This is a genomic window from Pseudomonas sp. A214, from assembly GCF_900156295.1.
GTDB classification, from domain to species: domain Bacteria; phylum Pseudomonadota; class Gammaproteobacteria; order Pseudomonadales; family Pseudomonadaceae; genus Aquipseudomonas; species Aquipseudomonas rhizophila.
This window is the reverse complement of record NZ_LT707062.1, coordinates 1,212,918-1,238,092: the sequence shown is the minus strand read 5'-3', so window position 1 is coordinate 1,238,092 and position 25,175 is coordinate 1,212,918. Positions and strand designations below refer to the sequence as shown.

23 protein-coding genes, 1 pseudogene and 1 riboswitch are annotated in these 25,175 nt (G+C 58.8%); of the genes and pseudogenes, 12 read left to right on the top strand and 12 right to left on the bottom strand.

Annotation, left to right across the window (positions count from 1 at the left end; all coding sequences use genetic code 11):
* Window positions 1–595: 595 nt before the first annotated feature.
* The 6 genes from fba to tkt all read right to left on the bottom strand — a co-directional run bounded on the left by fba (window position 596) and on the right by tkt (window position 6,943).
* Entirely contained in the window at window positions 596–1,660 is a 1,065-nt protein-coding gene (gene fba / locus BW979_RS05595; RefSeq protein ID WP_003177554.1) for a class II fructose-bisphosphate aldolase, read from the bottom strand.
* Between the two features lie 245 nt (window positions 1,661–1,905).
* Window positions 1,906–2,241 (bottom strand): MliC family protein, encoded by a 336-nt coding sequence (locus BW979_RS05590; RefSeq protein WP_047230408.1) that lies wholly within the window; start codon window positions 2,239–2,241, stop codon window positions 1,906–1,908.
* Between the two features lie 57 nt (window positions 2,242–2,298).
* A complete protein-coding gene (locus BW979_RS05585) occupies window positions 2,299–2,523 on the bottom strand; it encodes a hypothetical protein (protein WP_047230409.1) in 225 nt (74 codons plus the stop codon).
* A gap of 30 nt (window positions 2,524–2,553) precedes the next feature.
* The gene (locus BW979_RS05580; protein WP_076383382.1) at window positions 2,554–3,717 is read right to left on the bottom strand and encodes a phosphoglycerate kinase; all 1,164 of its coding nucleotides are present in this window, start codon (window positions 3,715–3,717) and stop codon (window positions 2,554–2,556) included.
* A 24-nt stretch (window positions 3,718–3,741) separates the two neighbouring features.
* Complete coding sequence (gene epd, locus BW979_RS05575; RefSeq protein WP_076383381.1) at window positions 3,742–4,797, bottom strand: erythrose-4-phosphate dehydrogenase; 1,056 nt, start codon at window positions 4,795–4,797, stop codon at window positions 3,742–3,744.
* A gap of 148 nt (window positions 4,798–4,945) precedes the next feature.
* Window positions 4,946–6,943: a transketolase gene (gene tkt / locus BW979_RS05570; protein ID WP_047230412.1), complete on the bottom strand. Its 1,998-nt coding sequence runs from the start codon at window positions 6,941–6,943 to the stop codon at window positions 4,946–4,948.
* Window positions 6,944–7,200: 257 nt separating this feature from the next.
* Here tkt and BW979_RS05565 point away from each other — a divergent pair, with 257 nt between their 5' ends.
* From BW979_RS05565 to BW979_RS05530, 7 genes and pseudogenes are all read left to right on the top strand, one after another.
* Window positions 7,201–8,196 (top strand): ArsR/SmtB family transcription factor, encoded by a 996-nt coding sequence (locus BW979_RS05565; protein WP_047230413.1) that lies wholly within the window; start codon window positions 7,201–7,203, stop codon window positions 8,194–8,196.
* Window positions 8,197–8,215: 19 nt separating this feature from the next.
* Window positions 8,216–9,406, top strand: coding sequence for a methionine adenosyltransferase (metK, locus tag BW979_RS05560; protein ID WP_047230414.1), 1,191 nt, complete (start codon window positions 8,216–8,218; stop codon window positions 9,404–9,406).
* Between the two features lie 458 nt (window positions 9,407–9,864).
* Complete coding sequence (pseG, locus tag BW979_RS05555; protein WP_076383380.1) at window positions 9,865–10,962, top strand: UDP-2,4-diacetamido-2,4,6-trideoxy-beta-L-altropyranose hydrolase; 1,098 nt, start codon at window positions 9,865–9,867, stop codon at window positions 10,960–10,962.
* A 108-nt stretch (window positions 10,963–11,070) separates the two neighbouring features.
* Window positions 11,071–12,333 carry a UDP-4-amino-4,6-dideoxy-N-acetyl-beta-L-altrosamine N-acetyltransferase gene (pseH, locus tag BW979_RS27765; RefSeq protein WP_231990607.1) on the top strand — a complete coding sequence of 421 codons (1,263 nt, stop codon included), beginning with the start codon at window positions 11,071–11,073 and terminating at the stop codon, window positions 12,331–12,333.
* Window positions 12,330–13,376: a pseudaminic acid synthase gene (pseI, locus tag BW979_RS05540; protein WP_076383379.1), complete on the top strand. Its 1,047-nt coding sequence runs from the start codon at window positions 12,330–12,332 to the stop codon at window positions 13,374–13,376. Before pseH ends, pseI begins: the two co-directional genes overlap by 4 nt.
* Window positions 13,369–14,040, top strand: a complete 672-nt coding sequence (locus BW979_RS05535) for a PIG-L deacetylase family protein (protein WP_076383378.1) — start codon at window positions 13,369–13,371, stop codon at window positions 14,038–14,040. Before pseI ends, BW979_RS05535 begins: the two co-directional genes overlap by 8 nt.
* Before the next feature lie 67 nt (window positions 14,041–14,107).
* Window positions 14,108–14,247, top strand: a pseudogene (locus BW979_RS05530) (methionine adenosyltransferase domain-containing protein); the annotation flags it as partial.
* Between the two features lie 17 nt (window positions 14,248–14,264).
* On the opposite strand, the gene BW979_RS05525 reads toward BW979_RS05530, so the two are convergent.
* On the bottom strand, window positions 14,265–14,885 hold the full coding sequence (locus tag BW979_RS05525; RefSeq protein WP_076383377.1) for a LysE family translocator: 621 nt from the start codon (window positions 14,883–14,885) through the stop codon (window positions 14,265–14,267).
* A gap of 206 nt (window positions 14,886–15,091) precedes the next feature.
* Here BW979_RS05525 and ligB point away from each other — a divergent pair, with 206 nt between their 5' ends.
* Both ligB and BW979_RS05515 read left to right on the top strand, forming a co-directional pair.
* Window positions 15,092–16,765, top strand: coding sequence for an NAD-dependent DNA ligase LigB (gene ligB / locus BW979_RS05520; protein WP_076383376.1), 1,674 nt, complete (start codon window positions 15,092–15,094; stop codon window positions 16,763–16,765).
* A gap of 88 nt (window positions 16,766–16,853) precedes the next feature.
* Window positions 16,854–17,249 (top strand): DUF1090 domain-containing protein, encoded by a 396-nt coding sequence (locus tag BW979_RS05515; protein WP_047230417.1) that lies wholly within the window; start codon window positions 16,854–16,856, stop codon window positions 17,247–17,249.
* A 74-nt stretch (window positions 17,250–17,323) separates the two neighbouring features.
* Here BW979_RS05515 and BW979_RS05510 read toward each other — a convergent pair whose 3' ends face one another.
* On the bottom strand, window positions 17,324–17,773 hold the full coding sequence (locus tag BW979_RS05510; protein ID WP_047230418.1) for a c-type cytochrome: 450 nt from the start codon (window positions 17,771–17,773) through the stop codon (window positions 17,324–17,326).
* 123 nt (window positions 17,774–17,896) lie between these two features.
* On the opposite strand from BW979_RS05510, the gene mltA reads away from it, so the two are divergent.
* A complete protein-coding gene (gene mltA / locus BW979_RS05505; RefSeq protein WP_076383375.1) occupies window positions 17,897–19,081 on the top strand; it encodes a murein transglycosylase A in 1,185 nt (394 codons plus the stop codon).
* A 153-nt stretch (window positions 19,082–19,234) separates the two neighbouring features.
* Here mltA and BW979_RS05500 read toward each other — a convergent pair whose 3' ends face one another.
* On the bottom strand, window positions 19,235–19,618 hold the full coding sequence (locus BW979_RS05500) for an MAPEG family protein (RefSeq protein ID WP_047230420.1): 384 nt from the start codon (window positions 19,616–19,618) through the stop codon (window positions 19,235–19,237).
* A gap of 51 nt (window positions 19,619–19,669) precedes the next feature.
* Entirely contained in the window at window positions 19,670–20,503 is an 834-nt protein-coding gene (locus BW979_RS05495; protein WP_047230421.1) for an EamA family transporter, read from the bottom strand.
* 196 nt (window positions 20,504–20,699) lie between these two features.
* Here BW979_RS05495 and BW979_RS05490 point away from each other — a divergent pair, with 196 nt between their 5' ends.
* Window positions 20,700–21,869, top strand: coding sequence for an MFS transporter (locus BW979_RS05490; protein WP_047230422.1), 1,170 nt, complete (start codon window positions 20,700–20,702; stop codon window positions 21,867–21,869).
* On the opposite strand, the gene BW979_RS05485 is transcribed toward BW979_RS05490, so the two are convergent.
* Window positions 21,820–22,701 carry a formate/nitrite transporter family protein gene (locus BW979_RS05485; RefSeq protein WP_076383374.1) on the bottom strand — a complete coding sequence of 294 codons (882 nt, stop codon included), beginning with the start codon at window positions 22,699–22,701 and terminating at the stop codon, window positions 21,820–21,822. The two genes, BW979_RS05490 and BW979_RS05485, sit on opposite strands and share 50 nt — an antisense overlap.
* Before the next feature lie 203 nt (window positions 22,702–22,904).
* On the bottom strand, window positions 22,905–23,309 hold the full coding sequence (locus BW979_RS05480; protein ID WP_047230424.1) for an acyl-CoA thioesterase: 405 nt from the start codon (window positions 23,307–23,309) through the stop codon (window positions 22,905–22,907).
* A gap of 191 nt (window positions 23,310–23,500) precedes the next feature.
* A riboswitch (S-adenosyl-L-homocysteine riboswitch) is annotated at window positions 23,501–23,607 on the top strand.
* Between the two features lie 23 nt (window positions 23,608–23,630).
* Between BW979_RS05480 and ahcY the strand changes: the two genes are divergently transcribed.
* Window positions 23,631–25,040, top strand: coding sequence for an adenosylhomocysteinase (gene ahcY, locus BW979_RS05475; protein ID WP_076383373.1), 1,410 nt, complete (start codon window positions 23,631–23,633; stop codon window positions 25,038–25,040).
* The last annotated feature ends 135 nt before the right edge of the window (window positions 25,041–25,175 follow it).

Below are 25,175 nucleotides of genomic sequence, written 5' to 3'. Positions count from 1 at the left end.
CGAAGGCGGTACAACAGCCAATGAGGATGTGTTGAATGTACTGGCCTTTTCGCGAGCAAGCCCGCTCCCACAATGGACGTGTGGCATATACAAACTTATGTCTGTTAAATATCGAAATGTGGGAGCGAGCCTGCTCGCGATGACGGCAGTAAATCCAACTTCTGTGCAACTGAATTACCGCTATCGCGAGCAGGCTCGCTCCCACAATTGGATCGGAGGACAGCCGTGACAAATAGGCCGGCTATCAGGCCGCCTCGCTTTTGATTTTGATCTGGGGGCCCCGTTAACCACGCTGGCCGAACGTAGGTATTGTGGAGTGGGCATCCCGGCATGGATGCCGGGATAGCCGCGCTGGGCCATGGATGGCCCTTCGCGGCGGGCCCACGGAGCAATGCCTGCGTTCGGGCATGCCGAGCCTAGGCGAGGCACCGAGTGGTGGGGCAAGACCTTTTGGTTACTTTTGGGGCGTTTGCCAAAAGTGACCCGCCGTAAGGGCGGAACCATAAGCAGCCGTTACCCAAAAAACGGATATACACACAAATCCCACACATAAAAAAACCCGCATCACTGCGGGTTTTCTCAAAACGCTGAAATCTTAATTAACCTTGGCGTTCAACTCACCCTTCAAATACCGCTGATACATCGCCTCCAAAGAGATCGGCTTGATCTTCGAAGCATTACCCGCAGTACCGAAAGCTTCGTAACGCGCAATACACACATCACGCATCGCCGTCACGGTAGCCCCGAAGAACTTACGCGGATCAAACTCGCTCGGATTGGTCGCCATCAAACGACGCATGGCACCGGTAGAGGCCAGGCGCAGGTCGGTGTCGATGTTGACCTTGCGCACGCCGTACTTGATACCTTCGACGATTTCTTCAACCGGCACGCCGTAGGTTTCTTTGATGTCGCCGCCGTACTGGTTGATGATCGCCAGCCACTCTTGCGGAACCGAGGAAGAACCGTGCATCACCAGGTGAGTGTTGGGGATGCGTTTGTGGATTTCCTTGATGCGGTCAATGGCCAGCACGTCGCCGGTAGGCGGCTTGGTGAACTTGTAGGCGCCGTGGCTGGTGCCGATGGCGATGGCCAGGGCGTCGACCTGGGTCTTCTTGACGAAGTCCGCGGCTTCTTCCGGGTCGGTCAGCATCTGGCTGTGGTCCAGCACGCCCTCGGCGCCGATGCCGTCTTCTTCACCGGCCATGCCGGTTTCCAGCGAGCCCAGGCAACCCAGTTCGCCTTCCACCGACACGCCGCAGGCATGGGCCATGGCGACGGTCTGCTGGGTGACGCGAACGTTGTATTCGTAGTCGGTCGGGGTCTTGCCGTCTTCGCCCAGCGAGCCGTCCATCATGACCGAGCTGAAGCCCAGTTGGATGGAGCGCTGGCAGACGTCAGGGCTGGTGCCGTGGTCCTGGTGCATGCACACCGGGATGTGCGGGAATTCTTCGATGGCAGCCAGGATCAGGTGACGCAGGAATGGCGCGCCGGCGTATTTGCGGGCGCCGGCCGAAGCCTGGACGATCACCGGGGAGTCAGTCTTGTCAGCGGCTTCCATGATGGCGCGCATCTGCTCAAGGTTGTTGACGTTAAAGGCTGGGACGCCGTAGCCGAACTCGGCTGCGTGGTCCAGCATCTGACGCATGCTGATAAGTGCCATTAGTGTGTCTCTCCCGGTCGAGGGTCGTTAATCGTGCCAGCCTGCCGGAGCGGCGGCGGCTATTCAAGTCATTGCAGGTCGGGGGTGGGTCCGCCCTGTGTGTTCGGTGAAACAAAATCTCGAAACTATAAGAGGCCCCTGTGGGAGCGAGCCTGCTCGCGATGAGGGCCCGACAGTCAACATCACTGATGCCTGATACATCGCTATCGCGAGCAGGCTCGCTCCCACATTGGATCTCTATTGAATCAGTCAGCCTTGCAGCCCCGGCCAATCAAGTCATTGGTGGCGACCCAGTAAACCAGGCCTTCCTCACCTTTGACGTGAAACGCCAGCATGTCGTCGCTGTACAGCGTACCCGATGCGCCCGGCTCTTCCTTCAGGTGATAGACCTGCTCGGCACCGCCGAGGCGAACGTCGACTTCCTTGCGGGTATCATCGGTATAGCGCCACAGCACCTTGGCCTGACTGTCACAGGTCCAGGTTGTCCAGCCCTCTACGACAGGCTCGGACGAACGAAACCGATCCAGCTGCGCACAACCGGCCAGCATTGCCAGCGCCACAACGGCGATAAAGCCTTTCATCCGTGTTCCTCGACTGACGACCCGTGCCGCCAGCCATGAGTTAAAGAGTCTGACCCGTCAAGGACAACCATGTTCCTTGGCCGGGTTTTGCGTCTCATATTTATCCAGGCCATCCGGCCCCGAACGCTTGTTCAGCACCGGATTGGTCTCGGCCTGCCAGTCGGCCTGGTAACAGCCGCCTTCAGGCGTTGGCGTCCCGGTTTCCGGAGCCGTGGCCTTTGGGCTGCTCGAACAGGCCACTAACAGCGTCGTCGTCAACAGCAACGTGAACGTCTTGACCATCACAACACTCCTTTGCCTGGTCAACGAACCTCAGGCCTTGGCCCGGCTTTCCAGGACTTCCACGGCTGGCAGTACTTTGCCTTCGACGAATTCGAGGAACGCACCGCCGCCGGTAGAAATGTAGGAGATCTGCTCGGCCACGCCATATTTATCGATCGCCGCCAGGGTGTCGCCGCCGCCAGCGATGGAGAAAGCGTCACTCTCGGCGATGGCCTGGGCCAGCACTTTGGTGCCGTTGCCAAACTGGTCGAACTCGAACACGCCGACCGGACCGTTCCACAGGATAGTCTTGGAAGATTTCAACAGTTCGGCGAAATTGGCTGCGGTTTGCGGGCCAATGTCGAGGATCATGTCGTCTTCGGCCACGTCAGCGATCAGCTTGACGGTGGCGGTGGCGCCTTCGGCAAATTCCTTGGCAACCACCACGTCCACCGGCAACGGCACGCTGACCTTGGCGGCGATTTCCCGGGCGGTGTCCAGCAGGTCCGGCTCGTACAGGGATTTGCCGACCGGGTGACCGGCCGCAGCAAGGAAGGTGTTGGCAATGCCGCCGCCGACGATCAACTGGTTGCACACCTGGCTCAGGCTGTTAAGCACGTCGAGCTTGGTGGAGACCTTGGAGCCGGCAACAATGGCAGCCATCGGCTGGGCCGGGGAGCCCAGGGCCTTGCCCAGTGCGTCCAGTTCGGCGGCCAGCAGCGGGCCAGCAGCGGCCACTTTGGCGAACTTCGCCACGCCGTGGGTCGAACCCTCGGCGCGGTGGGCGGTGCCGAACGCGTCCATCACAAACACGTCGCACAGGGCTGCATACTGCTTGGCCAGTTCGTCAGCGTTCTTTTTCTCGCCTTTATTGAAGCGCACGTTTTCGAACAGCACGACATCGCCGGCCTTCACGTCCACACCGCCCAGGTAGTCAGCCACCAGCGGTACGTCGCGGCCCAAGGCTTTGCTCAGGTAATCGGCGACCGGCTTGAGGCTGTTTTCCGCCGAGAACTCGCCTTCGGTCGGACGGCCCAGGTGGGAGCAGACCATCACGGCCGCGCCTTTTTCCAGGGCCAGCTTGATGGTCGGCAGCGAAGCCAGGATACGCGCGTCGCTGGTGACAACACCGTCCTTGACGGGGACGTTGAGGTCTTCGCGGATCAGTACGCGCTTACCTTGCAGATCGAGGTCGGACATCTTCAACACGGTCATGGGTCGCAATTCCTGGGTAACTGTTTAGAGAGCAGGTTTTTTAGAAGCGGTTTGCAGGTAATGCTCGGCAACGTCCAGCATTCGGTTGGCAAACCCCCATTCGTTGTCGAACCAAGCCAGGATGTTCACAAGCCGTGGCCCGGAAACCCGGGTCTGGCTGGCATCGACGATGGCCGAATGTGGGTCATGGTTAAAATCACAGCTGGCATGGGGCAACTCGGTGTAAGCCAGAAGGCCTTTGAGCGGACCGCTGGTGGCGGCTTCGCGCAAGATCCGGTTGACCTCGGTGGCGTCGGTATCGCTCACGGTCTGCATCGTAATGTCGAGGCAGGACACGTTGACCGTCGGCACCCGCACGGCTTTGGCCTGAATTCGCCCCGCAAGTTCCGGCAGCAGCCGTTCAATGCCGCGCGCCAGACCAGTGGACACCGGAATCACCGACTGGAACGCCGAACGGGTCCGCCGCAAGTCTTCATGGTGATAGGCGTCGATCACAGGTTGATCGTTCATCGCCGAGTGAATGGTGGTGATCGACACGTATTCCAGGCCAATGGCCTGGTCCAGCAGGCGCAATAGCGGCACGCCGCAGTTGGTGGTGCAGGACGCGTTGGACACCAACAGCTCGTCGCCGCTCAGGCAATCCTGGTTCACGCCGTAGACAATGGTCGCGTCGACATCCGCTTCGCTGGCCATCGGCTGGGAGAACAACACCCGCGGAGCGCCGGCCGCGATGAAGCGCTGGCCATCTTCACGGGTGTTGTAGGCGCCCGAGCATTCAAGCACCAGGTCGACACCCAAGGATGCCCAATCGATACCTTCGGGAGTGGCACTGCGCAGGACTTTCACGCAATCGCCATTAATGTGCAGACAATCGCCCTCGACCCGCACCTCGCCCGGAAACCGGCCGTGGGTGGAGTCAAAGCGTGTCAGGTATTCGATGCTGGCCATGTCGGCCAGATCGTTGATCGCCACAATCTCGAACCCGGCCCTGGCCCCTCGCTCGAACAACGCACGCAAGACGCAACGACCAATCCGGCCGTAGCCGTTGAGTGCAACTTTGTAGGGACGCGGTTGGGGCATGGGGTTCTCTGACTTGGGTGAATCCATCAGGGCAGCGTTGCCTGAGCCATCGCCATCGCGAGCAAGCTCGCTCCCACAGGGTCGGTGGAGATCCTTGTGGGAGCGAGCTTGCTCGCGATGGCGTCAGCCCGGACGACGCGACTTCGGATCAGTCTTCCAACAGCTCTTCAGCCTGACCCAGGATGTTTTCCAGGGTAAAGCCGAACTCCTCGAACAACGCCGGCGCAGGCGCCGATTCGCCGTAGGTGGTCATGCCGATCACACGACCTTCCAGGCCGACGTACTTGTACCAGTAATCGGCGTGAGCGGCTTCGATGGCAATCCGGGCGCTGACTTGCAACGGCAATACCGCTTGCTTATAGCCGGCGTCCTGGGCATCGAACACGCTGGTGCACGGCATGGACACCACACGTACGTTGCGGCCCTGCGCGGTCAGTTTGTCGTAGGCCTGGACGGCCAGGCCGACTTCGGAGCCGGTGGCGATCAGGATCAGTTCAGGCTCGCCAATGCAGTCCTTGAGCACGTAGCCGCCGCGGGTGATGTCGCCGATCTGGTCGGCATCGCGGTTCTGGTGCTGCAGGTTCTGGCGGGAGAAGATCAGCGCCGATGGACCGTCGTTACGCTCGATGGCGTATTTCCAGGCCACTGCCGATTCCACGGCGTCACATGGGCGCCAGGTGTCCAGGTTCGGCGTGCAGCGCAGGCTTGCCAGTTGCTCGATCGGCTGGTGAGTCGGGCCGTCTTCGCCCAGGCCGATGGAGTCGTGGGTGAACACATAAAGCACGCGCTTCTTCATCAGGGCCGACATGCGCACTGCGTTGCGGGCGTATTCCATGAACATCAGGAAGGTAGCGCCGTAAGGCACCAGGCCGCCGTGCAGAGCCACACCGTTCATGATCGCGCTCATGCCGAACTCACGAACACCGTAGTACATGTAGTTGCCGCTGGCATCTTCGGCGCTGACGCCTTTGCAGCCCTTCCACAAGGTCAGGTTGGAACCGGCCAGGTCGGCCGAACCGCCGAGCAGCTCCGGCAGCAGCGGGCCAAAAGCGTTGAGGGTGTTCTGGCTGGCCTTGCGGCTGGCAATGGTTTCGCCTTTGGCGGCGACTTCAGCGATGTAAGCCGAGGCTTTTTCAGCGAAATCGGCAGGCAGCTCGCCGCTGAGGCGACGCACCAGTTCATTGGCCAGCTCAGGGAATTGCGCGGAGTAGGCGGCAAAGCGCTGGTCCCACTCGGCTTCGGCGGCACGGCCTTTTTCCTTGGCGTCCCACTCGGCATAAATGTCGGCCGGGATTTCGAACGGACCGTGTTCCCACTTCAACGCAGCGCGGGTCAGGGCGATTTCCTCGGCACCCAGTGGCGCGCCGTGGCAGTCTTCCTTGCCTTGTTTGTTGGGCGAACCGAAACCAATGGTGGTCTTGCAGCAGATCAGGGTCGGCTGGGCGCTCTTGCGCGCCGTCTCGATGGCGGTCTTGATTTCTTCCGGGTCGTGGCCGTCGACATTGCGGATGACCAGCCAGTTGTAGGCTTCGAAACGCTTGGGGGTGTCGTCGGTGAACCAGCCTTCGACTTCGCCGTCGATGGAAATGCCGTTGTCATCGTAGAAAGCGATCAGCTTGTTCAGGCCCAAGGTGCCGGCCAGGGAGGCGACTTCGTGGGAAATGCCTTCCATCATGCAGCCATCACCCAGAAACACGTAGGTGTGGTGATCGACAACGTTATGGCCTGGGCGATTGAACTGCGCCGCCAGGACTTTTTCCGCCAGGGCAAAGCCCACGGCGTTGGCCAGGCCTTGGCCCAGTGGACCGGTGGTGGTTTCCACGCCTGGGGTGTAGCCATATTCCGGGTGGCCCGGAGTGCGGCTGTGCAACTGGCGGAAATTCTTCAGGTCATCGATCGACAGGTCATAACCGGTCAGGTGCAGCAACGAATAGATCAACATCGAGCCGTGGCCGTTGGACAGCACGAAGCGGTCACGGTCGGCAAACGAGGGGTTGCTCGGGCTGTGCTTGAGGTAGTCGCGCCAAAGCACCTCGGCGATATCCGCCATACCCATAGGGGCACCGGGATGGCCGCTGTTGGCTTTTTGCACGGCATCCATGCTGAGTGCACGGATGGCATTGGCACGCTCACGACGGCTGGGCATCGCTGATCTCCTGGGTTTTGAATTGTGAAACTGAAAAAAGGCGAGCATTTTCCCTCACCCACCCGCCCCGGGGCAATGACAGATAGTCATCCAGAGGCTTTTTTCCGGTGGATAAAGTCGCATTCGCCAGGTGAAACCTTTCCGCTGAAGGTTTGTAGAGTCAAGCACGCCTTGGGAAGTGCCATTTATCGAGCAATATCAAAACTTTTTGATATTGACCTTGCGGTGATCCATACCCCTCACTAGACTGCCGCCCTATGAATTTACGCGTGCCTTCCATTCGCCATGACGATTGCGATGAGCTGGCGGCCCTTTGCAAGGCCGGCGGCGATCCGCTGCGGCTCAATGTATTGCGCGCCTTGGCCAACGATTCGTTCGGCGTGCTGGAACTGGCGCAGATCTTCGGCATCGGTCAATCCGGCATGAGCCACCACCTCAAGGTCCTGGCCCAGGCCGACCTGGTGGCGACCCGTCGTGAAGGCAATGCGATTTTTTACCGCCGCGCCCTGCCCCATACCGATCTGCTGGGCGGCAAGCTGCATGCCGCGTTGCTCGAAGAGGTGGATGAGCTGGACCTGCCGGCAGACGTGCAGGCCCGCATCGCCCAGGTACACGGGCAGCGAGCCGCTGCCAGCCAGGATTTTTTTGCCCGGGTGGCCGAGAAGTTTCGCGCCCAGCAGGACCTGATTGCCGGGTTGCCGCAATACCGTGAAAGCGTCGTGGCGCTGCTCGACAAACTGGGATTCGAGCCCACCGCCACGGCCATTGAAGTCGGCCCTGGCGACGGCGCGTTTCTGCCGGAGCTGGCGCGGCGTTTCAGCCAAGTGACGGCGCTGGACAACAGCCCGGCCATGCTCGAGCTGGCACGCCAGGTGTGCGAACGTGAAACACTGGCTAATGTCAGCCTGCAACTGGCCGATGCCTTGAATGGTGTGAGCCTGCAGGCCGATTGTGTTGTATTGAACATGGTGCTTCACCATTTCGCCGCGCCGGCCGATGCGCTCAAGCACATGGCCGACTTGCTGCAACCGGGCGGTAGCCTGTTAGTGACAGAGTTATGCAGCCACAACCAGAGTTGGGCCAAGGAGGCCTGCGGTGATCTCTGGCTGGGGTTTGAACAGGACGATCTGGCCCGTTGGGCCACCGCTGCGGGCCTCGTGCCCGGGGAAAGCCTCTATGTGGGCTTACGTAATGGTTTCCAGATCCAGGTCCGCCATTTTCAGCGACCGGCTGGCGACACTCACCATCGGTAACTTGTAGGAAAACATCGAGATGAGCGAATACTCCCTTTTCACCTCCGAGTCCGTGTCTGAAGGGCATCCGGACAAAATCGCCGACCAGATTTCTGATGCGGTGCTGGACGCCATCATTGCTGAAGACAAGTTCGCCCGCGTGGCGTGCGAAACTCTGGTGAAAACGGGCGTGGCGATCATCGCTGGCGAAGTCACCACTTCAGCCTGGGTCGACCTGGAACAGATCGTCCGTGACGTCATCCTGGGCATTGGCTACAACAGCTCCGACGTCGGCTTCGATGGCGCGACCTGCGGCGTGATGAACATCATCGGCAAGCAGTCCCCCGACATCAACCAGGGTGTTGACCGCGCCAAGCCTGAAGACCAGGGTGCCGGCGACCAGGGCCTGATGTTCGGCTACGCCAGCAACGAGACCGACGTGCTGATGCCAGCACCGATCACCTTCTCGCACCAGTTGGTTCAACGCCAGGCTGAAGCCCGTAAATCCGGCCTGCTGCCTTGGCTGCGCCCGGATGCCAAGTCTCAGGTGACTTGCCGTTACGAAGGCGGCAAGGTTGTCGGTATCGATGCCGTCGTACTGTCGACCCAGCACAACCCCGAAGTGTCCTATAAAGACCTGCGTGAAGGCGTGATGGAGCTGATCGTCAAGCACGTACTGCCTGCCGAGCTGCTGTCCAAGGACACCCAGTTCCACATCAACCCGACCGGCCAGTTCATCATCGGTGGCCCGGTAGGCGACTGTGGCCTGACCGGTCGCAAGATCATCGTCGACAGCTACGGCGGCATGGCCCGTCACGGCGGTGGCGCGTTCTCCGGCAAGGATCCATCGAAGGTCGACCGTTCGGCAGCCTATGCCGGTCGTTATGTGGCCAAGAACATCGTGGCCGCCGGCCTGGCCGAGCGCTGCGAGATCCAGGTTTCCTATGCCATCGGCGTTGCTCAGCCTACCTCGATCTCGCTGAACACCTTCGGCACCGGCAAGATCGGCGATGACAAGATCATCAAGCTGGTTCGTGAAGTGTTCGACCTGCGTCCGTACGCCATCACCACCATGCTCGACCTGCTGCACCCGATGTACCAGGACACGGCTGCCTACGGCCACTTCGGCCGCACGCCGCAAACCAAGACGGTCGGTGACGACACCTTCACCACCTTCACCTGGGAAAAAACCGACCGCGCCGACGCCCTGCGCGCCGCTGCCGGCCTGTAAAAACTGCGGGTACGAAAAGCCCCTGGCGACTGGGTCGTCAGGGGCTTTTTCATACCTTGAAGATCACCCTGGCGAGGGAGCTTCATTGGAGCTACGCCCCGCGCCATCAGCAAAACGGTGTAGCACTGGCAAGCAGCCCAGCGACGATCAGGCCAGCATTAACGATTATCCGAACATCCGATGGGTGTTCAATGACGCCACTTCGAAACGCTGGACATTCCGCTACAGCAACACCAATCAGCGCGGCGCGAGGTTGAGGTCAGTGGAGGACTGGTGACTAAGGACCGGAAATCAGCAGCACTAGGCGGATTGTTCGGGGGTCATGTACAGTACGGCTATATGAAGCCACCACCTATAAATGTTTGGTCGACAATTGCAGAACAGGTTGCATGTGAACTCAAGCAAATAATTGAAGAGTATTGCAACGTCATTGAGCCTACCAACTTGAAGATAATTTCTTGAATATTGTATTTCGGACTGACGCCTCTCTGCAAATAGGCACCGGCCATGTCATGCGCTGCTTGACTTTGGCCGATGCGCTGAGCACACGGGGAGCAGAGTGTCATTTCATCTGTCGCGAACATCCCGGCCACTTGATCGAGTTTATCCGCAGTAAGGGCTATGGTGTATCTGTATTACCAGTTTCTGCATTCGAGCCTGAGCGTGCGCCTGCATCTGTCGAGCCACAGCTCGCACATGCTGATTGGCTTGGTGTCCGTTGGCAACAGGATGCTGACGAGTGTGCCGCCATATTGACAAAGAAGCAGACGGATTGGTTGATCGTCGACCACTACGCACTCGACAGCCGATGGGAGTCAGCTCTAAAAAACAATTATTCTAAGCTCATGGTGATCGATGATCTTGCCGACAGGTCGCATGTCTGTCACTTACTGCTAGATCAGACTTATAGTCGTGCACCTGCTGATTACTTACCGTGGGTGCCTGAGGACTGCATTTTACTATGTGGCTCTCGTTATGCCTTGCTACGGCCAGAGTTTGCACAAATCCGCTCATACAGTTTGCAACGTCGTGCTAATTCGCACCTGCGGCAGCTACTGATTACCATGGGAGGGGTCGACAGGCACAATGCAACTGGCAAGGTGCTGGAGAAGCTGAAATCATGCGAGCTGCCAGCAGATTGCCGCATCGTTGTAGTGATGGGAGCAACAGCTCCTTGGTTGAGCGATGTGCAACGGTGTGCCGAGCAGCTACCTTGGACCGTAGAGATCAAGGTTGATGTCCGCGATATGGCGCAGCTAATGGCCGACAGCGATTTTGCCATCGGGGCTGCGGGGGCGACATCCTGGGAGCGCTGCTGCCTCGGACTGCCCACTATCATGCTAGTATTAGCCGACAATCAGAGAACCATAGCTCAGGCCCTGGATGCCGTAGGCGCTGCGTTTCTAAGTGATTTATTAACTCTTGATGTTCGCCCGCTGATAACTATGCAACAAATTGAGCCTGCCACGCTTTCCGCAATGAGCGCCTCGGCCGCCTCAATCACAGATGGCTTGGGAGTGTTGCAGGTAGTAGACATTTTAATTTGCAAGATTTGAAAGTGCTGATTTCTTGAGAGTAATATGCATGAGCACACGCAAAAATTGGTTTCAAGGCGATGATACAAGCCAGCTTTACCACACTATTTTGTCCTCCAGGTGAAGATAATGTCACTTCGTTTACTGGTTGAATCTGACCTGGCGATGGTTCGAGCATGGCGTAACGCGCCAGAAGTACGTAAAAGCATGTACTCCACCCACGAAATAAGTGAAACGGAGCACCGTGCCTGGTTTGAACGGATTAGAAATGACTCAAGCTCACGCTGGTACGTACATCACTCATGTGATGGTATAGCCGATGGCGTGGTGTACTTCACACAATATGACGTAAAGAGAAGAAGCGCTTTTTGGGGATTTTACGCCGCTCCGGACGCAGCAGCCGGTACAGGTACGAAATTAGGCTTTGATGCGCTCAATGAAGCATTCAACACTTTAGGCCTTCACAAACTAAATGCCGAAGTATTAATCACAAACAAGAAAAGTCTTGCACTTCATACGAAGATTGGATTTGTACATGAAGGCATCTTTCGAGATTCTCACTTCGATGGCAACTGCTACATAGATGTCGTTCGACTTGGCATACTCGCCGCTGAGTGGCCCGCCCACAAAATTGAAATTCAACGGCGCATGGATAGTTTTAAACCATCAACATCCAACCAGACAAAAGCAACGAGCACTGACTGCTACATTGTTGCCAGCGCTAAACCTTGGCACAAGGTCAATTTTGAGATACTCAAATCTGAAAGTCCAGCAAAATGGATCTGGGTATCAACCGCAGAAGAGCTGGCTGAAGCGACCACTTTAGATACACCGCGTTATATTTTCTTTCTGCATTGGAACTGGCTGGTACCCGACGAAATCTGGTCACGATTTGAGTGCGTATGCTTTCATATGACAGATGTACCATATGGTCGCGGTGGCAGCCCTTTGCAAAATCTAATTGCCAACGGTCATAAAGAAACAAAACTGACGGCCCTTCGCATGATCGAGACCATGGATGCTGGCCCGGTTTATATAAAGCAGCCCCTCTCTCTGGCTGGACGCGCCGAAGAAATTTACAAGCGTGCAGGCGATCTCAGCTTTGAAATTATACGCTGGATGACTCAAGCGGCACCGGCACCAACGCCGCAAGAAGGGGAAGTGACCATTTTCAAACGTCGAAAGCCGGCGCAAAGTGAACTTCCTCAGAAAGGTACTTTAGAAAAACTTTACGACCACATTCGAATGCTTGATGCCCCTACCTATCCCTTGGGCTTTGTCCAGCATGGAGAGTTTGTCCTTGAGTTTTATCATGCTCGGCTCGATGGTGACCAGCTAAAGGCTCAAGTCACTATTCATAAGCGCACCTCTACAGATCAGGAGTCACTATGAGTTTTGTTATCGATGGCCGGAAAATCGGCCACAACGAACCACCCTATATAATTGCTGAGCTTTCGGCCAACCATAATGGAAACTTGGAGCGAGCGCTGGAGACTATTGATGCTGCTCAACGTTGTGGTGCGCACGCTATAAAGCTTCAAACTTACTCAGCCGACACCATGACTATCGACTGCGATCGTCCGGAATTCATGATCAAAGGTGGTTTGTGGGACGGTTACAAACTCCACGATCTCTATAAATGGGCACAAACACCTTTTGAGTGGCACCCCGTTATTTTCGAGCACGCCCGCAAGCGTGGAATCACTATATTTTCTACCCCCTTTGATGAGTCCGCTGTTGACCTCCTGGAAAGTTTGAACGCACCAGCATACAAGATCGCATCCTTTGAAGTAACAGATCTTCCACTGATACGTTACGTAGCCGCTACAGGAAAACCCATTATCATGTCAACTGGCATGGCCAATGAAAGAGAGATTGAAGAGGCTGTTGAAGCTGCCAGAAGCGCAGGGGCGAGAGATCTCGTTCTGTTGCACTGCATCAGCAGTTATCCAGCCCCCATGAACCAAGCTAACTTGCGTCAAATGGCAGAATTGGAACGTCGGTTCGAGACCATACCAGGCCTATCCGATCACACCATGGGCACCACAGCATCCGTAGCGGCTGTAGCATTGGGAGCCTGCCTTATTGAAAAGCACTTCACATTGAGCCGAGCAGACAAAGGACCTGACAGTGAATTCTCGCTAGAACCGGAAGAACTAAAACGGTTGTGTAGCGATGCTTACGACGCGTGGTCGGCGTTGGGAAAAACGGGTTACCAGCGCCAACAAGCTGAAGAAGGTAACAAAATTTTCCGACGCTCCGTTTATTTTGTTAATGACGTTGCTGCGGGGGCACCTGTCTCTGCTAGCGATATTCGCCGTATCCGCCCCGGCTTGGGCTTGGCTCCAAAATATTTTGACGACATCGTTGGCAAGAAACTCAAAGTTGCCGTTTCCCGGGGCACCCCAACGTCATGGGATTTGTTCGATGAATAAACGCATCCTCGTAGTGGCTGCACACACAGACGATGAAGCCCTGGGGTGTGGCGGAACCATTGCTCGACATGTCGCGGAAGGTGATACGGTTCATGCTGTTTTCTTAGCGGATGGGGTGAGTTCACGTTCGGATTTAGGTACTGATGAACTTAAAACTCGTGAAGCTGCAGCAGAAATCGCTCACGCTCGACTGGGGATTTCCGGTGTTACTTATCTGGGACTGCCTGATAACAGGCTCGACAGCATGGGACTGCTCGATATCGTACAGCCATTAGAATGCGTTATTAGGAACGTTGCGCCAGAGATTGTTTATACCCATCACTCTGGCGATCTAAATATCGACCATCGCATAACACACCAAGCAGTAATGACCGCCTGCCGACCCATGCCAGGTAGTAGTGTCCGAGAAATTTATACATTCGAGGTAATGTCCAGCACCGAGTGGGCAAGCCCGGACAACACTCCTTTCTTACCCTCTTGCTTTGTCGATATTAGTGATTACTTGGCAACAAAGTTAGAGGCGCTGGAAGCCTATGAACTGGAGATGCGTGCTGCACCTCACTCACGCAGTATGGAACACCTTGAATACCTTGCTCGTCACCGCGGACAGTCAATGGGTGTGGCGGCCGCGGAGGCGTTCATGGTCATGAGACTACTTAAATAACTTGCGGAATCAAAGGTTCATTTAATTAATCTGCGTTCTTTAAGCTGTCGACGGGGGCGATTCAAGCGAGATCCAGGTTTCTTACGCATCGGCGTTGCCCAGCCTACCTCGATCTCGCTGAACACCTTCGGCACCGGCGAGATCGGCGATGACAAGATCATCAAGCTGGTTCGTGAAGTGTTCGACCTGCGTCCGTACGCTATCACCACACGGTAGCATCGAACTCAGGACCGTCGCGCCACCAGCAAGAACGAAGCCGCACTGGCCAGCAGCCCCGCACACAGGCGATTGAACAGACGTTTGCCGCTCGGCCGGGCAAACAGCCGCCGCGCATAAATCCCCATGTAGCAATACAACCCGATGGCAATGCACTCCAGCGCCAGGAACAGGCCGCCCAGCACGGCGAACTGCTGGGTGACAGTGCTGGCGCGGTCGACGAACTGCGGCAGGAAGGCGGTGAACAACAGGATCGCCTTCGGGTTGCCGATCGCCACCAGAAACTCCTGGCGTGCCAGGCGGGTCACGCTCATCGAAGTGACCGCCGTTTCAGCTCCGGCTTCTGGCTGCGCCCGCCACAATTGCACGGCAAGGTAGAACAGATAAGCGGCACCCACGAACTTGATCCCCAGGAACAACAGTTCCGAGGTATGCAGCACAGCGGTCAATCCCACCGCTGCCAGGGCAATCATGAGCGCAAACGCCAGCAACCGGCCAATGCCACCGCTGCACGCCCGGACGAAGCCATAACGCGAGGCGTTGCTGATGGACAGCAGGTTATTCGGCCCCGGCGCCATGTTCAGCGCGAAGCAGGCCGGGATGAAAACAGCGAGGGTCGTCAGGTCCATAGGATGCACGCCTGGCAGAGCGGATCGAGCCCCCATTCTGCACTCGCCCCTGATGGGTTCAAGGCACAGTTGCGCAACCAAATCACGCTGCACTGTACCGCCACGACTTCGCTATCGCCCCCTGCAAAATCCGGTAACGCTCCCAGCCTCGCATGTTCTGTGGCAGTGACTAGCCTTCAAGCACACCACCAAGCAAGGATGCTTCGATGCTGCCGTTATCACGCCTATTGGCCTGTTTTATATTCATCTGCTCCCCTGTCATCGCCGCGCCTTGTCCCGACTGGCCCCTCGGACGCGCCCAGGCGGAAATCACCGCCCTGCAACAGCGAATCGATTCGTGGGATGACAGCTATCACCGTCTCGGCCGATCACTGGTAGCCGATGAGCTCTACGATCAATCCCGCATCCAGCTGGGCCATTGGCGCGACTGCTTTGACCTTGTGACACCCAGTTTCCCCCTGCGTACGGCGGGCGGGAAAGTGCCACACCCGGTTGCACACACCGGCCTGGACAAACTCAAGGATGCCGCCGCGGTCAAGGCGTGGCTACAAGGCCGAGAAGACCTCTGGGTCCAACCGAAAGTCGATGGCGTGGCCGTGACTCTGATCTATCGCGGGGGGCGCCTGCATCAGGCGATCAGCCGCGGTGATGGTGTCCAGGGGCAAGACTGGACCTGGGCTGCGCACAAAATCAACGCCATCCCGCAACGGCTGAATCAGCCATTGGACCTGGTCGTTCAGGGTGAGCTGTACTGGCGGCTGATTGCCCATGTCCAGGCCAGCAACGGCAGTCTCAACGCCCGGGCGACCGTGGCGGGGCTGATGGCGCGCACGAATTTGACCGCGCAAGAAGGGGCGGACATCGGCCTGTTTGTCTGGGACTGGCCTGACGGACCGGCCACGCTGACCGAACGGGAGGCGACCCTGCAGGCGCTGGGCTTCGCCGATACCATCGGCTACAGCCAGCCCGTTCAGGCATTGGCCGACATCGAGCACTGGCGCAACCACTGGTATCGCACGCCCCTGCCCTTTGCCAGCGATGGCATCGTCTTGCGCCAAAGCCGCCGCCCACCGGCTGACCGCTGGCAAGCCCGGGCGCCGTTCTGGAGCGTGGCCTGGAAGTACCCCTATGCCCAGGCCCTTGCCGAGGTGCGCAACGTGCGCTTCAAGATCGGTCGTACCGGGCGCATCACGCCCGTGCTGGAACTTGAACCTGCCATGCTCGACGACCGACGAATCCGCCGCGTGAGCGTCAGCACCCTCAAACGCTGGGAGCAAATGGACATTCGTCCTGGCGACCGGGTCGCCATCAGCTTGGCCGGGCTGACCATTCCACGCCTGGACAGCGTCGTGTTGCGTAGTGTCGAGCGCCAGGACGTGAACGCCCCAGCGGCAGCCGATTATCACTTTTTAAGTTGCTGGCAGCCGACACCCGGCTGCGAAAGCCAGTTTCTGGCGCGCCTGGGCTGGCTCAGCGGCAAGCACGGGTTAGCCCTGCCCCATGTCGGCCCGGGCACCTGGGAAAAACTCCTGGCCGCCGGTCGACTCAATGGATTGCTGGATTGGATGACCCTCGATGCCGACGAGCTTGCTAACATTGCCGGCTTCGGCGAACGCAGCAGCGCCCGCTTGCTCGACAGCCTGCACAGCGCCCGGCAACGTCCTTTTGGGCAGTGGCTCAAGGCTCTTGGCCTGCCACCCGCTGGCGAGGTCCGGCTGGAGGGGCCATGGCAGGTGCTTGCCGAGCGCGACATCGAACATTGGCAAGCCGAAGCCGGTATCGGCCCGGGACGCGCCGCGCAACTGAGGGCTTTTTTTCGCGACCCACAGGTGCTGGCGTTAAGTGAAGTACTAAGGGGTGCCGGGGTCGACGGTTTTTAATCCAGGTCCCACAGTTGAACCCAAGGGGTAAACATGCGCTCCAACAGCGCATCTATACCAACCGTTCGCGAGTTTTCACGGAGTTGCTATGAATTTCCTGTCTCCTATCGCACTGCTGACACTATGCAGCGCTATGGCCGCCCCCCTGATGGCAGCCGAGCAAACACCGGAGCTCACCGGCTGCGCAGCCAAGCGCCAGGGCATCATCAATCAAATCGAGCTGGCCAAGTCCCGCGACAACAAAGACCAGCAAGCCGGCCTGGAAACAGCATTAAGCCAGGTCACCACCCATTGCACCGACGCGTCCCTGCGCAAGGAACGTGAAAACAAGGTTCTTGAAGCCAAGCACGAAGTCAACCAGCGTCAGGCCGATCTGGACAAAGCCATGAAAAAAGGCGACGCGCAGCGGATCAACAAACGCAAGGACAAGCTGGCGGCTTCGCGCAAAGAGTTGCAGGAAGCGGTGGATGAGTTGGATAAATAAGCGGCAAGTTTCAAGCTGCAAGCCCCAAGCTTCACACTTGCAGCTTGCAGCTAAAAACTTGCAGCTGCCCCTACTCAATAATCCCGAAACTCTTTATGGCAAGCACTGCACGCGTCCTCTACTTTCTGCACCGCAGGCCCCAGGTTGCTGGCCCTGTACGGCTGGACCTTGCTGGCGGTTACCAACTCACCGGTGGCGGCTTCAAGGCTGCGGGCCAGTTCCTGGAAACGCGCCTGTTTTTGCCAGACCTCATCCCGGGCACTGGTGTGGTCTTCTTCACGCACTTGCGGGAAATGCTTCCACGGCTCGCGGGACAGTTGATCAAGTTGCACCGCGCCCTCGGCAAAGCGCGGGCCGTCGAACGGGATGCGACCGCGCAGCATGCCACCGAGCTCTTCGTTGGTCTTGAGCATCTGCTTGAAGATCGCTTTGCGTTGGCCCAGCGGGGAATTGGGATCGACACCGCCACAGGCGGACAACATCAGGCAGGCCAGCACGGCCATGGAAAATCGTTTTACAAACATCTTGGCCTCGGAGCAGGAAACGGCGGTTAGTATCCTCGGGTCATCGGCAAAGACCAATAGCCCTATTATCAATACGGGTTGTCTGGACGCCTGGAGCGTCCGTACGACCGGCAAGGAAATCTCATGCACAGTTTCAAGACCTGGCACAAAGGCCTGGCGCTGACCCTACCGCTTATCGCGCTGTTGGCCGGTTGCAATCGCGGCGACAAAGCCGAAGAGCCCCAGACCCACGCCGTCGCTACTTATGTCAGCGCACCGTGGGAAGCCTTGCCATCGGTGTCCGACGAAGACCTGCTGGCGGGCTTTGGCTCCTGGCGCAGCGCCTGCAACCGGCTCAAGGCCGACGCGGTGTGGGGTGCCACCTGCGCGGCGGCGGCCAATGTGCCGCTGACCGCTGTAGATGTGCGCAGCTTTCTGAAGCAGAACCTGGATGTCTACGGCCTGCGGTCGGGTGACAACAGCCCCAACGGTCTGATTACTGGTTACTACGAACCGGTCTACCCCGGCAGCCTCACCCAGACTGCCAGCGCCAACATCCCGGTGTACGGGGTTCCGGAGGACATGATCATCGTGTCGCTGGACAGTATTTACCCCGAGCTCAAGGGCAAGCGCCTGCGCGGTCGCCTCGAAGGCCGAGTGCTCAAGCCCTACGACGACGCGGCCACCATCGAAACCAACGGGGTGAAGGCTCCGGTGATCGCCTGGCTGACAGACCCGATGAACCTGCAATTCCTGCAAATCCAGGGCTCGGGCCGCATTCGACTCGATGACGGCCGCCAGTTGCGCATCGGCTATGCCGACCAGAACGGCCACCCCTACCGGCCCATCGGGCGCTGGCTGGTCGAACAGGGCGAACTGAAGAAAGAAGAGGTGACCATGGGCACCATCAGTGCCTGGGCAAAAGCCAACCCGAACCGGATTCCCGAATTACTCGGCAGCAACCCCAGCTACGTGTTTTTCAACCGCAACCCCGACAGCAACGAAGGGCCGCGGGGCTCACTGAATGTGCCGCTGACCGCCGGCTACAGCGTGGCGGTGGATCGCAAGGTGATTCCTCTGGGAAGCCTGTTGTGGTTGTCCACCACCCGCCCTGACGGCAGTGCATTGAACCGCCCGGTCGCGGCTCAGGACACCGGCGGCGCAATTGCCGGCGAAGTACGGGCGGATCTGTTCTGGGGCACCGGCGAAGCAGCGGGAAACCTGGCCGGGGATATGAAACAACAGGGGCAGATCTGGATGCTGTGGCCCAAGGGCATGGCATTGCCGCAGGTGCCGCAGGTTGCCAATACGGTCACCGCCAATCCCTGAGAAGTGGGCTGACTGTACCGGCGCCATCGCGAGCAGGCTCGCTCCCACATTGGATCTAGTCGTACACAAAACATGTGTCCACTGGAGATCAACTGTGGGAGCGAGCCTGCTCGCGATGGGGCCAGCACAGACAACGGGACTCAACCGCCAGGCTCAGACCGAAACGAAGAAGAAACTCAACACCAACCCTACCCCCACGAACCACACCAGCGAACGCAAGATCGCCCAGTCCGCCAGATAGCAGATGATGTACAGCAGACGACTGGTGATAAACAGCACCGCCAGCACGTTGATGGTCACAAGCTCGGCATTGCCGGCCAGGTGCGCGACGATCACGGCAGCGGCGAAAAACGGGGCGATTTCAAAGCTGTTCAGTTGCGCGGCGTATGCACGCCGGGGGGCTCCTTCGAGCGAGTCCAGAAAATCCCGAGGGTCGTGGTTGTCGCTCAACCGGTACTTTCCACCGGCCTTGGCGATCGCAATGCACAGGTAAGGCAGGAGAAAGGCAATCAAAATGCACCACAGGGCAACCGTCATGAAGCAGTTCCTTCTTTGAGTGTTATAGAAAAACAAGAATCGAGGCACTGGTCAGAATTTCATCACCAACATGCCAATCAGCACCAGCCCGCAGGCTAAGAGCCGCGGCCGGCCGAAAGGTTCTTTCAGGTAGCGCATGCCAAACAACACCACCAGGATCACGCTGATCTCCCGCAGCGCAGCCGCTTCGGCAATCGAGCCCAGTTGCATGGCCCACAGCACCAGAGCGTAGCTCAACAATACGCAAAACCCGACCGCCAGCCCCAGCCGCCACTGTTCACGCCAGAACAGCATGAACGCAGGTCGTTTGCGCACCAGCGCCAGCAACGGAAAGGGCCAGGCACTGAGCAGCGTGACCCAGGCCAGGTAATCCAGTGGCCGGGGCCAGCGCCGAAGGGCATGGCCGTCAATAAAGGTGTAGCAGCCGATGCACAGGCCGATCAGCGCCACCACCGGTAGCATCGACCAGGGCAACCGTTCGCCACCACCGCCCTGCCACAACAGACACAGCATGCCGAACGGGATCAGCAAGATGCCGATGATCTGATGGGTTGTCAGCACTTCTCCGGCGAAGATCAACGTCAAAGCCAGCACCACCAATGGCGACAGACCACGCATCAGCGGATAGACCAGCCCCAGGTCACCCACCCGATACGCCTGAATCAACAGATAGCGGTACAACAGCTCGAATGCCGCCGACGCCAGGATCCACGGCCAGATCTCCAGCGGTGGCAACGCCACAAAGCCCAGCACCAGCACCACGAACAGCAACGCGACGCTGTCCATGCACGCCACCACCAGCAAACGCTCGCCACTGAACTTGATCAGCGTATTCCATGCCGCATGCAACAGCGCGGCGACCAATACCAAGGCCGTTGCCAGCACAGCAAGCTCCTTATTGCGTCCAGAGAATTGATTCGCCATCCATCAGCGCCCGTTTATACTGCAAACGACCACGCCGCACTCAGTTGCGCATAAACCAATTCCAATAATTTTGCTGCTGCCCCGTTTCATCCGAACCGGCGCATCGGCATGCGTATGCCTGATCAGAGCGTCAAGACTACAGACAGAGACCTTGCGCATGCCACTCGCCTTGCTTGCTTTGGCCGTCGCCGCTTTTGGCATCGGCACCACCGAATTCGTCATCATGGGGCTGTTGCCCGATGTCGCCCGTGACCTGGCCGTGAGCATTCCCCAGGCCGGGCTGCTGATTACCGGGTACGCCCTGGGCGTGGTGTTCGGCGCGCCGATCCTGGCCATCGGCACCGCCAACATGCCGCGCAAGGCAACGCTGCTGGGCATGACGCTGATGTTCATCGTCGGCAACGTGCTCTGCGCCCTGGCGCCGAACTACGCCACGCTGATGGCCGCCCGGGTCATCACCGCACTGTGCCACGGGGCATTCTTCGGGATCGGCTCGGTGGTCGCGGCCGGACTGGTGGCACCGAACAAACGGGCCCAAGCCATTGCGATGATGTTCACAGGACTGACCCTGGCCAATGTACTGGGCGTGCCCTTGGGCACTGCGTTGGGCCAATATGCCGGCTGGCGCTCGACCTTCTGGGCGGTATCGGTCATCGGGATCATTGCCGCCCTTGCCCAATGGGTCTGGCTGCCCCGGGAAATTCCCATGGAGAAGGCCAATCTGGCCAGCGAGTTCAGAGTGCTGGGCAAGGCCAACGTGCTGCTGGCCCTGGGCATGAGCGTGCTGGCCTCCACCAGCCTGTTCAGCGTGTTCACCTACATCGCGCCGATCCTGCAGGACATCACGGGAGTCAGCCCCCACGGCATCACGCTCATGCTGCTGCTGTTCGGTGTCGGCCTGACAGCGGGCAGTTTCCTCGGCGGGCGGCTGGCGGACCGGCGCCTGCTGCCTTCGCTGGTAGCCATGGCCCTGGCAGTGGTGCTGGTGCTGGCCGCGTTCAGCCAGACCAGCCGGTCGGTGGTTCCTGCAGCTATTACCCTGGTCCTATGGGGTGTGTTCGCCTTCGCACTGTGTCCGATCCTGCAATTGCTGATCATCGACCAGGCCCAAGAAGCGCCGAACCTGGGCTCGACCCTGAACCAGAGCGCGTTCAACCTTGGCAACGCATCTGGTGCCTGGATTGGCGGCCTGGTGGTGGCCAGCGGCGCCGACCTGGCGGACCTGCCATGGACCGGCGCTCTGGTGGGCGGGCTGACCGTGTTGACAGCACTGTATTTTATTTATCGTCAGCGTCGTCAGGACGCCCTGGTGGGTGTGGCCGACTAGGCTGGCCGGTCTCGCTCCGCACCTGGGCATGACTCAGCAGCGCAAAGATGAAACTGCCACCAATGATGTTCCCTGCCAGGGTCGGCCCGGCAAACACCATCCAGAAGTCCGCCCACGACAGCTGGCCGGCGAACACCAGATAGGACACTTCGGCCGAGCCGACGACAATGTGGGTGAAATCCCCAAGCGCCATCAGGTAGGTGATGAGGATGATGATCCACATCTTGGCGCTCTCCATGGACGGGATCATCCAGACCATGGTGGCGATCATCCAGCCTGAAATGATGCCCTTGGCGAACATCTGGCCAGTGTCGTTTTCCATGACCTTGCGACCGATCTCCAGAAAAGCCATATCGGTGCGGCGGTCGAAAATCGGCAGATGCAGCATCACATAGGCCACCAGCAAGGTCCCGCACAGGTTCCCCACCAGCACCACCCCCCACAGGCGGAACAGACGGCCGAAGTTGCCCAAGGTGGGTTTGCTCATGATGGGCAGCACGGCGGTCAAGGTGTTTTCGGTGAATAGCTGCTGGCGGGCAAGAATCACCGCGAGAAAACCGGCGCAGTAGCCGAAGCTGGCGATCACCTTGAAGGCTTCACCCTCGGGCAAGCGGGAATTGAGCAGCCCCATCGCCATCAGCGACAGGCCCATGGTCAACCCGGCGGCCAGGGCCGACCACCAAAGCGCGGCGACACTGCGCTCCAGTTCCTGATTGCCCTGGGTCCGGATAATTTCATGCAGCACTGCGGCCCGCGGTGGCTGATTGCGGTCGACTTCGTGCTTTTCCTGTGCCGAAAGATCAGGTGTCTTGCCGTCTTTACGAGTGTCCATGGAGCTCCTGAACCGGTGGCGTGATGTACCTACGACACGCGGCCTTCGGAGCTGTTCAGTGGCGGATGAAATCCAGGAGCTTGAAGCACTGCCGTCGCGAGTAGGCTCGCTCTCACAAGGGATGGGTGGTAGACAACAATGCTGCGACCGACCGCAAGTCCATGTGAGAGCGAGCCTGCGCGCGATTGGCGACGCCGCCGATCTCATGCACTGGCAATATCGTCCTGGAACTGATCCTTGACGTACTTGATCTCGGTCCGGCCGTGCGGCGCCGGCAGGCCATCTTCCCCAAGATTGACGAAGACCATCTTCTCCACGGTGAGGATGCTTTTACGGGTGATCTTGTTGCGCACTTCGCAGGTCAGGGTGATCGAGGTGCGGCCGAATTCGGTGGCGGTGATGCCCAGTTCGATGATGTCGCCCTGGCGCGAAGCGCTGACGAAGTTGATTTCGGAGATGTATTTGGTAACCACACGCTGGTTGCCGAGCTGGACAATGGCATAGATCGCCGCTTCCTCGTCGATCCAGCGCAACAGACTGCCGCCAAACAGCGTGCCGTTGGGGTTGAGGTCTTCGGGCTTGACCCACTTGCGGGTGTGGAAATTCATGTTCACTCCTGAGCGTCTGGCCGATAGATGCCTGCATCATGGCAGACCGGGCAGCGTGGCTCTATGTCGGGGTCCCAATAACGATCATCGGCAATTTTGATTTGCCGACAGAAACCCTTTGGAAGATCCGATTAGCCCGTTATAATCGCCACCGCTTTACCTCGGTCCTCGCTTTGGACCGTTCCCGCCACCTGTCCGAGGGGCGCTGCAGCAGGTTCGACCTGTCAGGCTCGGATGGGGCGTTGTTTGTACGGGGCTCCCCGCACGGACACTAAACGCACAACGGCGCCCATTCGCATACATTACGAATGGAGGCTCTTCATGAGCGCTGTTATCACGCCTGCAGATTTTACCGATTACAAAGTCGCTGACATGTCCCTGGCTGCCTGGGGTCGTCGCGAAATCATCATCGCCGAATCCGAAATGCCAGCCCTGATGGGTCTGCGTCGCAAATACGCCGGCGAGCAACCGCTCAAGGGCGCGAAGATCCTCGGCTGCATCCACATGACCATTCAGACCGCCGTGCTGATCGAAACCCTGGTTGCCCTGGGTGCCGAAGTGCGCTGGTCGTCCTGCAACATCTTCTCGACCCAGGACCAGGCCGCTGCCGCCATTGCCGCTGCCGGTATCCCGGTATTTGCCTGGAAGGGCGAGACCGAAGAGGAATACGAATGGTGCCTGGAGCAGACCATCCTCAAGGATGGCCAGCCATGGGCCACCAACATGATTCTTGACGACGGCGGCGACCTGACCGAACTGCTGCACAAGAAATACCCAGCCGTACTGGACAACGTCCACGGCGTGACCGAAGAGACCACCACCGGCGTACACCGCCTGCTGGACATGCTGGCCAAGGGCGAACTGAAAATCCCGGCCATCAACGTCAACGACTCGGTGACCAAGAGCAAGAACGACAACAAGTACGGCTGCCGTCACAGCCTCAACGACGCCATCAAGCGCGGTACCGACCACCTGCTGTCGGGCAAGCAGGCGCTGGTGATCGGCTACGGTGACGTGGGCAAGGGCTCGGCTCAGTCCCTGCGCCAGGAAGGCATGATCGTCAAGGTGTCCGAAGTTGACCCGATCTGCGCCATGCAGGCCTGCATGGACGGCTTCGAGCTGGTTTCGCCGTTCATCGACGGTAACAACGATGGCACCGAAGCAAGCATCGACAAAGCGCTGCTGGGCAAGATCGACTTGATCGTGACCACCACCGGTAACGTCAATGTCTGCGACGCGAACATGCTCAAGGCCCTGAAAAAGCGCGCCGTGGTCTGCAACATCGGCCACTTCGACAATGAAATCGACACTGCTTTCATGCGCAAGAACTGGGCGTGGGAAGAAGTGAAGCCACAGGTCCACAAGGTGCATCGCACCGGCGCCGGCAGCTTCGACCCACAGAACGATGACTACCTGATTCTGCTGGCCGAAGGCCGCCTGGTGAACCTGGGCAACGCCACCGGCCACCCAAGCCGCATCATGGACGGCTCGTTTGCCAACCAGGTCCTGGCGCAGATTTTCCTGTTCGGCCAGAAATACGCCGACCTGTCGCCAGCCCAGAAAGCCGAGCGCCTGACCGTGGAAGTGCTGCCCAAGAAACTCGACGAAGAAGTGGCCCTGGAAATGGTCCGCGGTTTCGGCGGCGTGGTCACCAAACTGACCAAGCAACAGGCTGACTACATCGGCGTGACCGTCGAAGGCCCGTTCAAGCCGCACGCCTACCGGTACTGATCGGCGCTGCCTCCTTGGTGGAGCGGACCTGTGGGAGCGAGCCTGCTCGCGATGCAGACACCTTGATCTGACTGTCAGACCGAGGTGATGCCAATCGCGAGCATGCTCGCTCCCACATGAGTCCGCTCCCGCGAG

Bases quoted from the DNA above. Each gene is read 5' to 3' on its own strand.
- fba (WP_003177554.1), bottom strand. From the start codon at position 1,660: ATGGCACTTATCAGCATGCGTCAGATGCTGGACCACGCAGCCGAGTTC.
- BW979_RS05590 (WP_047230408.1), bottom strand. From the start codon at position 2,241: ATGAAAGGCTTTATCGCCGTTGTGGCGCTGGCAATGCTGGCCGGTTGT.
- BW979_RS05585 (WP_047230409.1), bottom strand. From the start codon at position 2,523: ATGGTCAAGACGTTCACGTTGCTGTTGACGACGACGCTGTTAGTGGCC.
- BW979_RS05580 (WP_076383382.1), bottom strand. From the start codon at position 3,717: ATGACCGTGTTGAAGATGTCCGACCTCGATCTGCAAGGTAAGCGCGTA.
- epd (WP_076383381.1), bottom strand. From the start codon at position 4,797: ATGCCCCAACCGCGTCCCTACAAAGTTGCACTCAACGGCTACGGCCGG.
- tkt (WP_047230412.1), bottom strand. From the start codon at position 6,943: ATGCCCAGCCGTCGTGAGCGTGCCAATGCCATCCGTGCACTCAGCATG.
- BW979_RS05565 (WP_047230413.1), top strand. From the start codon at position 7,201: ATGAATTTACGCGTGCCTTCCATTCGCCATGACGATTGCGATGAGCTG.
- metK (WP_047230414.1), top strand. From the start codon at position 8,216: ATGAGCGAATACTCCCTTTTCACCTCCGAGTCCGTGTCTGAAGGGCAT.
- pseH (WP_231990607.1), top strand. From the start codon at position 11,071: ATGTCACTTCGTTTACTGGTTGAATCTGACCTGGCGATGGTTCGAGCA.
- pseI (WP_076383379.1), top strand. From the start codon at position 12,330: ATGAGTTTTGTTATCGATGGCCGGAAAATCGGCCACAACGAACCACCC.
- BW979_RS05535 (WP_076383378.1), top strand. From the start codon at position 13,369: ATGAATAAACGCATCCTCGTAGTGGCTGCACACACAGACGATGAAGCC.
- BW979_RS05525 (WP_076383377.1), bottom strand. From the start codon at position 14,885: ATGGACCTGACGACCCTCGCTGTTTTCATCCCGGCCTGCTTCGCGCTG.
- ligB (WP_076383376.1), top strand. From the start codon at position 15,092: ATGCTGCCGTTATCACGCCTATTGGCCTGTTTTATATTCATCTGCTCC.
- BW979_RS05515 (WP_047230417.1), top strand. From the start codon at position 16,854: ATGAATTTCCTGTCTCCTATCGCACTGCTGACACTATGCAGCGCTATG.
- BW979_RS05510 (WP_047230418.1), bottom strand. From the start codon at position 17,773: ATGTTTGTAAAACGATTTTCCATGGCCGTGCTGGCCTGCCTGATGTTG.
- mltA (WP_076383375.1), top strand. From the start codon at position 17,897: ATGCACAGTTTCAAGACCTGGCACAAAGGCCTGGCGCTGACCCTACCG.
- BW979_RS05500 (WP_047230420.1), bottom strand. From the start codon at position 19,618: ATGACGGTTGCCCTGTGGTGCATTTTGATTGCCTTTCTCCTGCCTTAC.
- BW979_RS05490 (WP_047230422.1), top strand. From the start codon at position 20,700: ATGCCACTCGCCTTGCTTGCTTTGGCCGTCGCCGCTTTTGGCATCGGC.
- BW979_RS05485 (WP_076383374.1), bottom strand. From the start codon at position 22,701: ATGGACACTCGTAAAGACGGCAAGACACCTGATCTTTCGGCACAGGAA.
- BW979_RS05480 (WP_047230424.1), bottom strand. From the start codon at position 23,309: ATGAATTTCCACACCCGCAAGTGGGTCAAGCCCGAAGACCTCAACCCC.
- ahcY (WP_076383373.1), top strand. From the start codon at position 23,631: ATGAGCGCTGTTATCACGCCTGCAGATTTTACCGATTACAAAGTCGCT.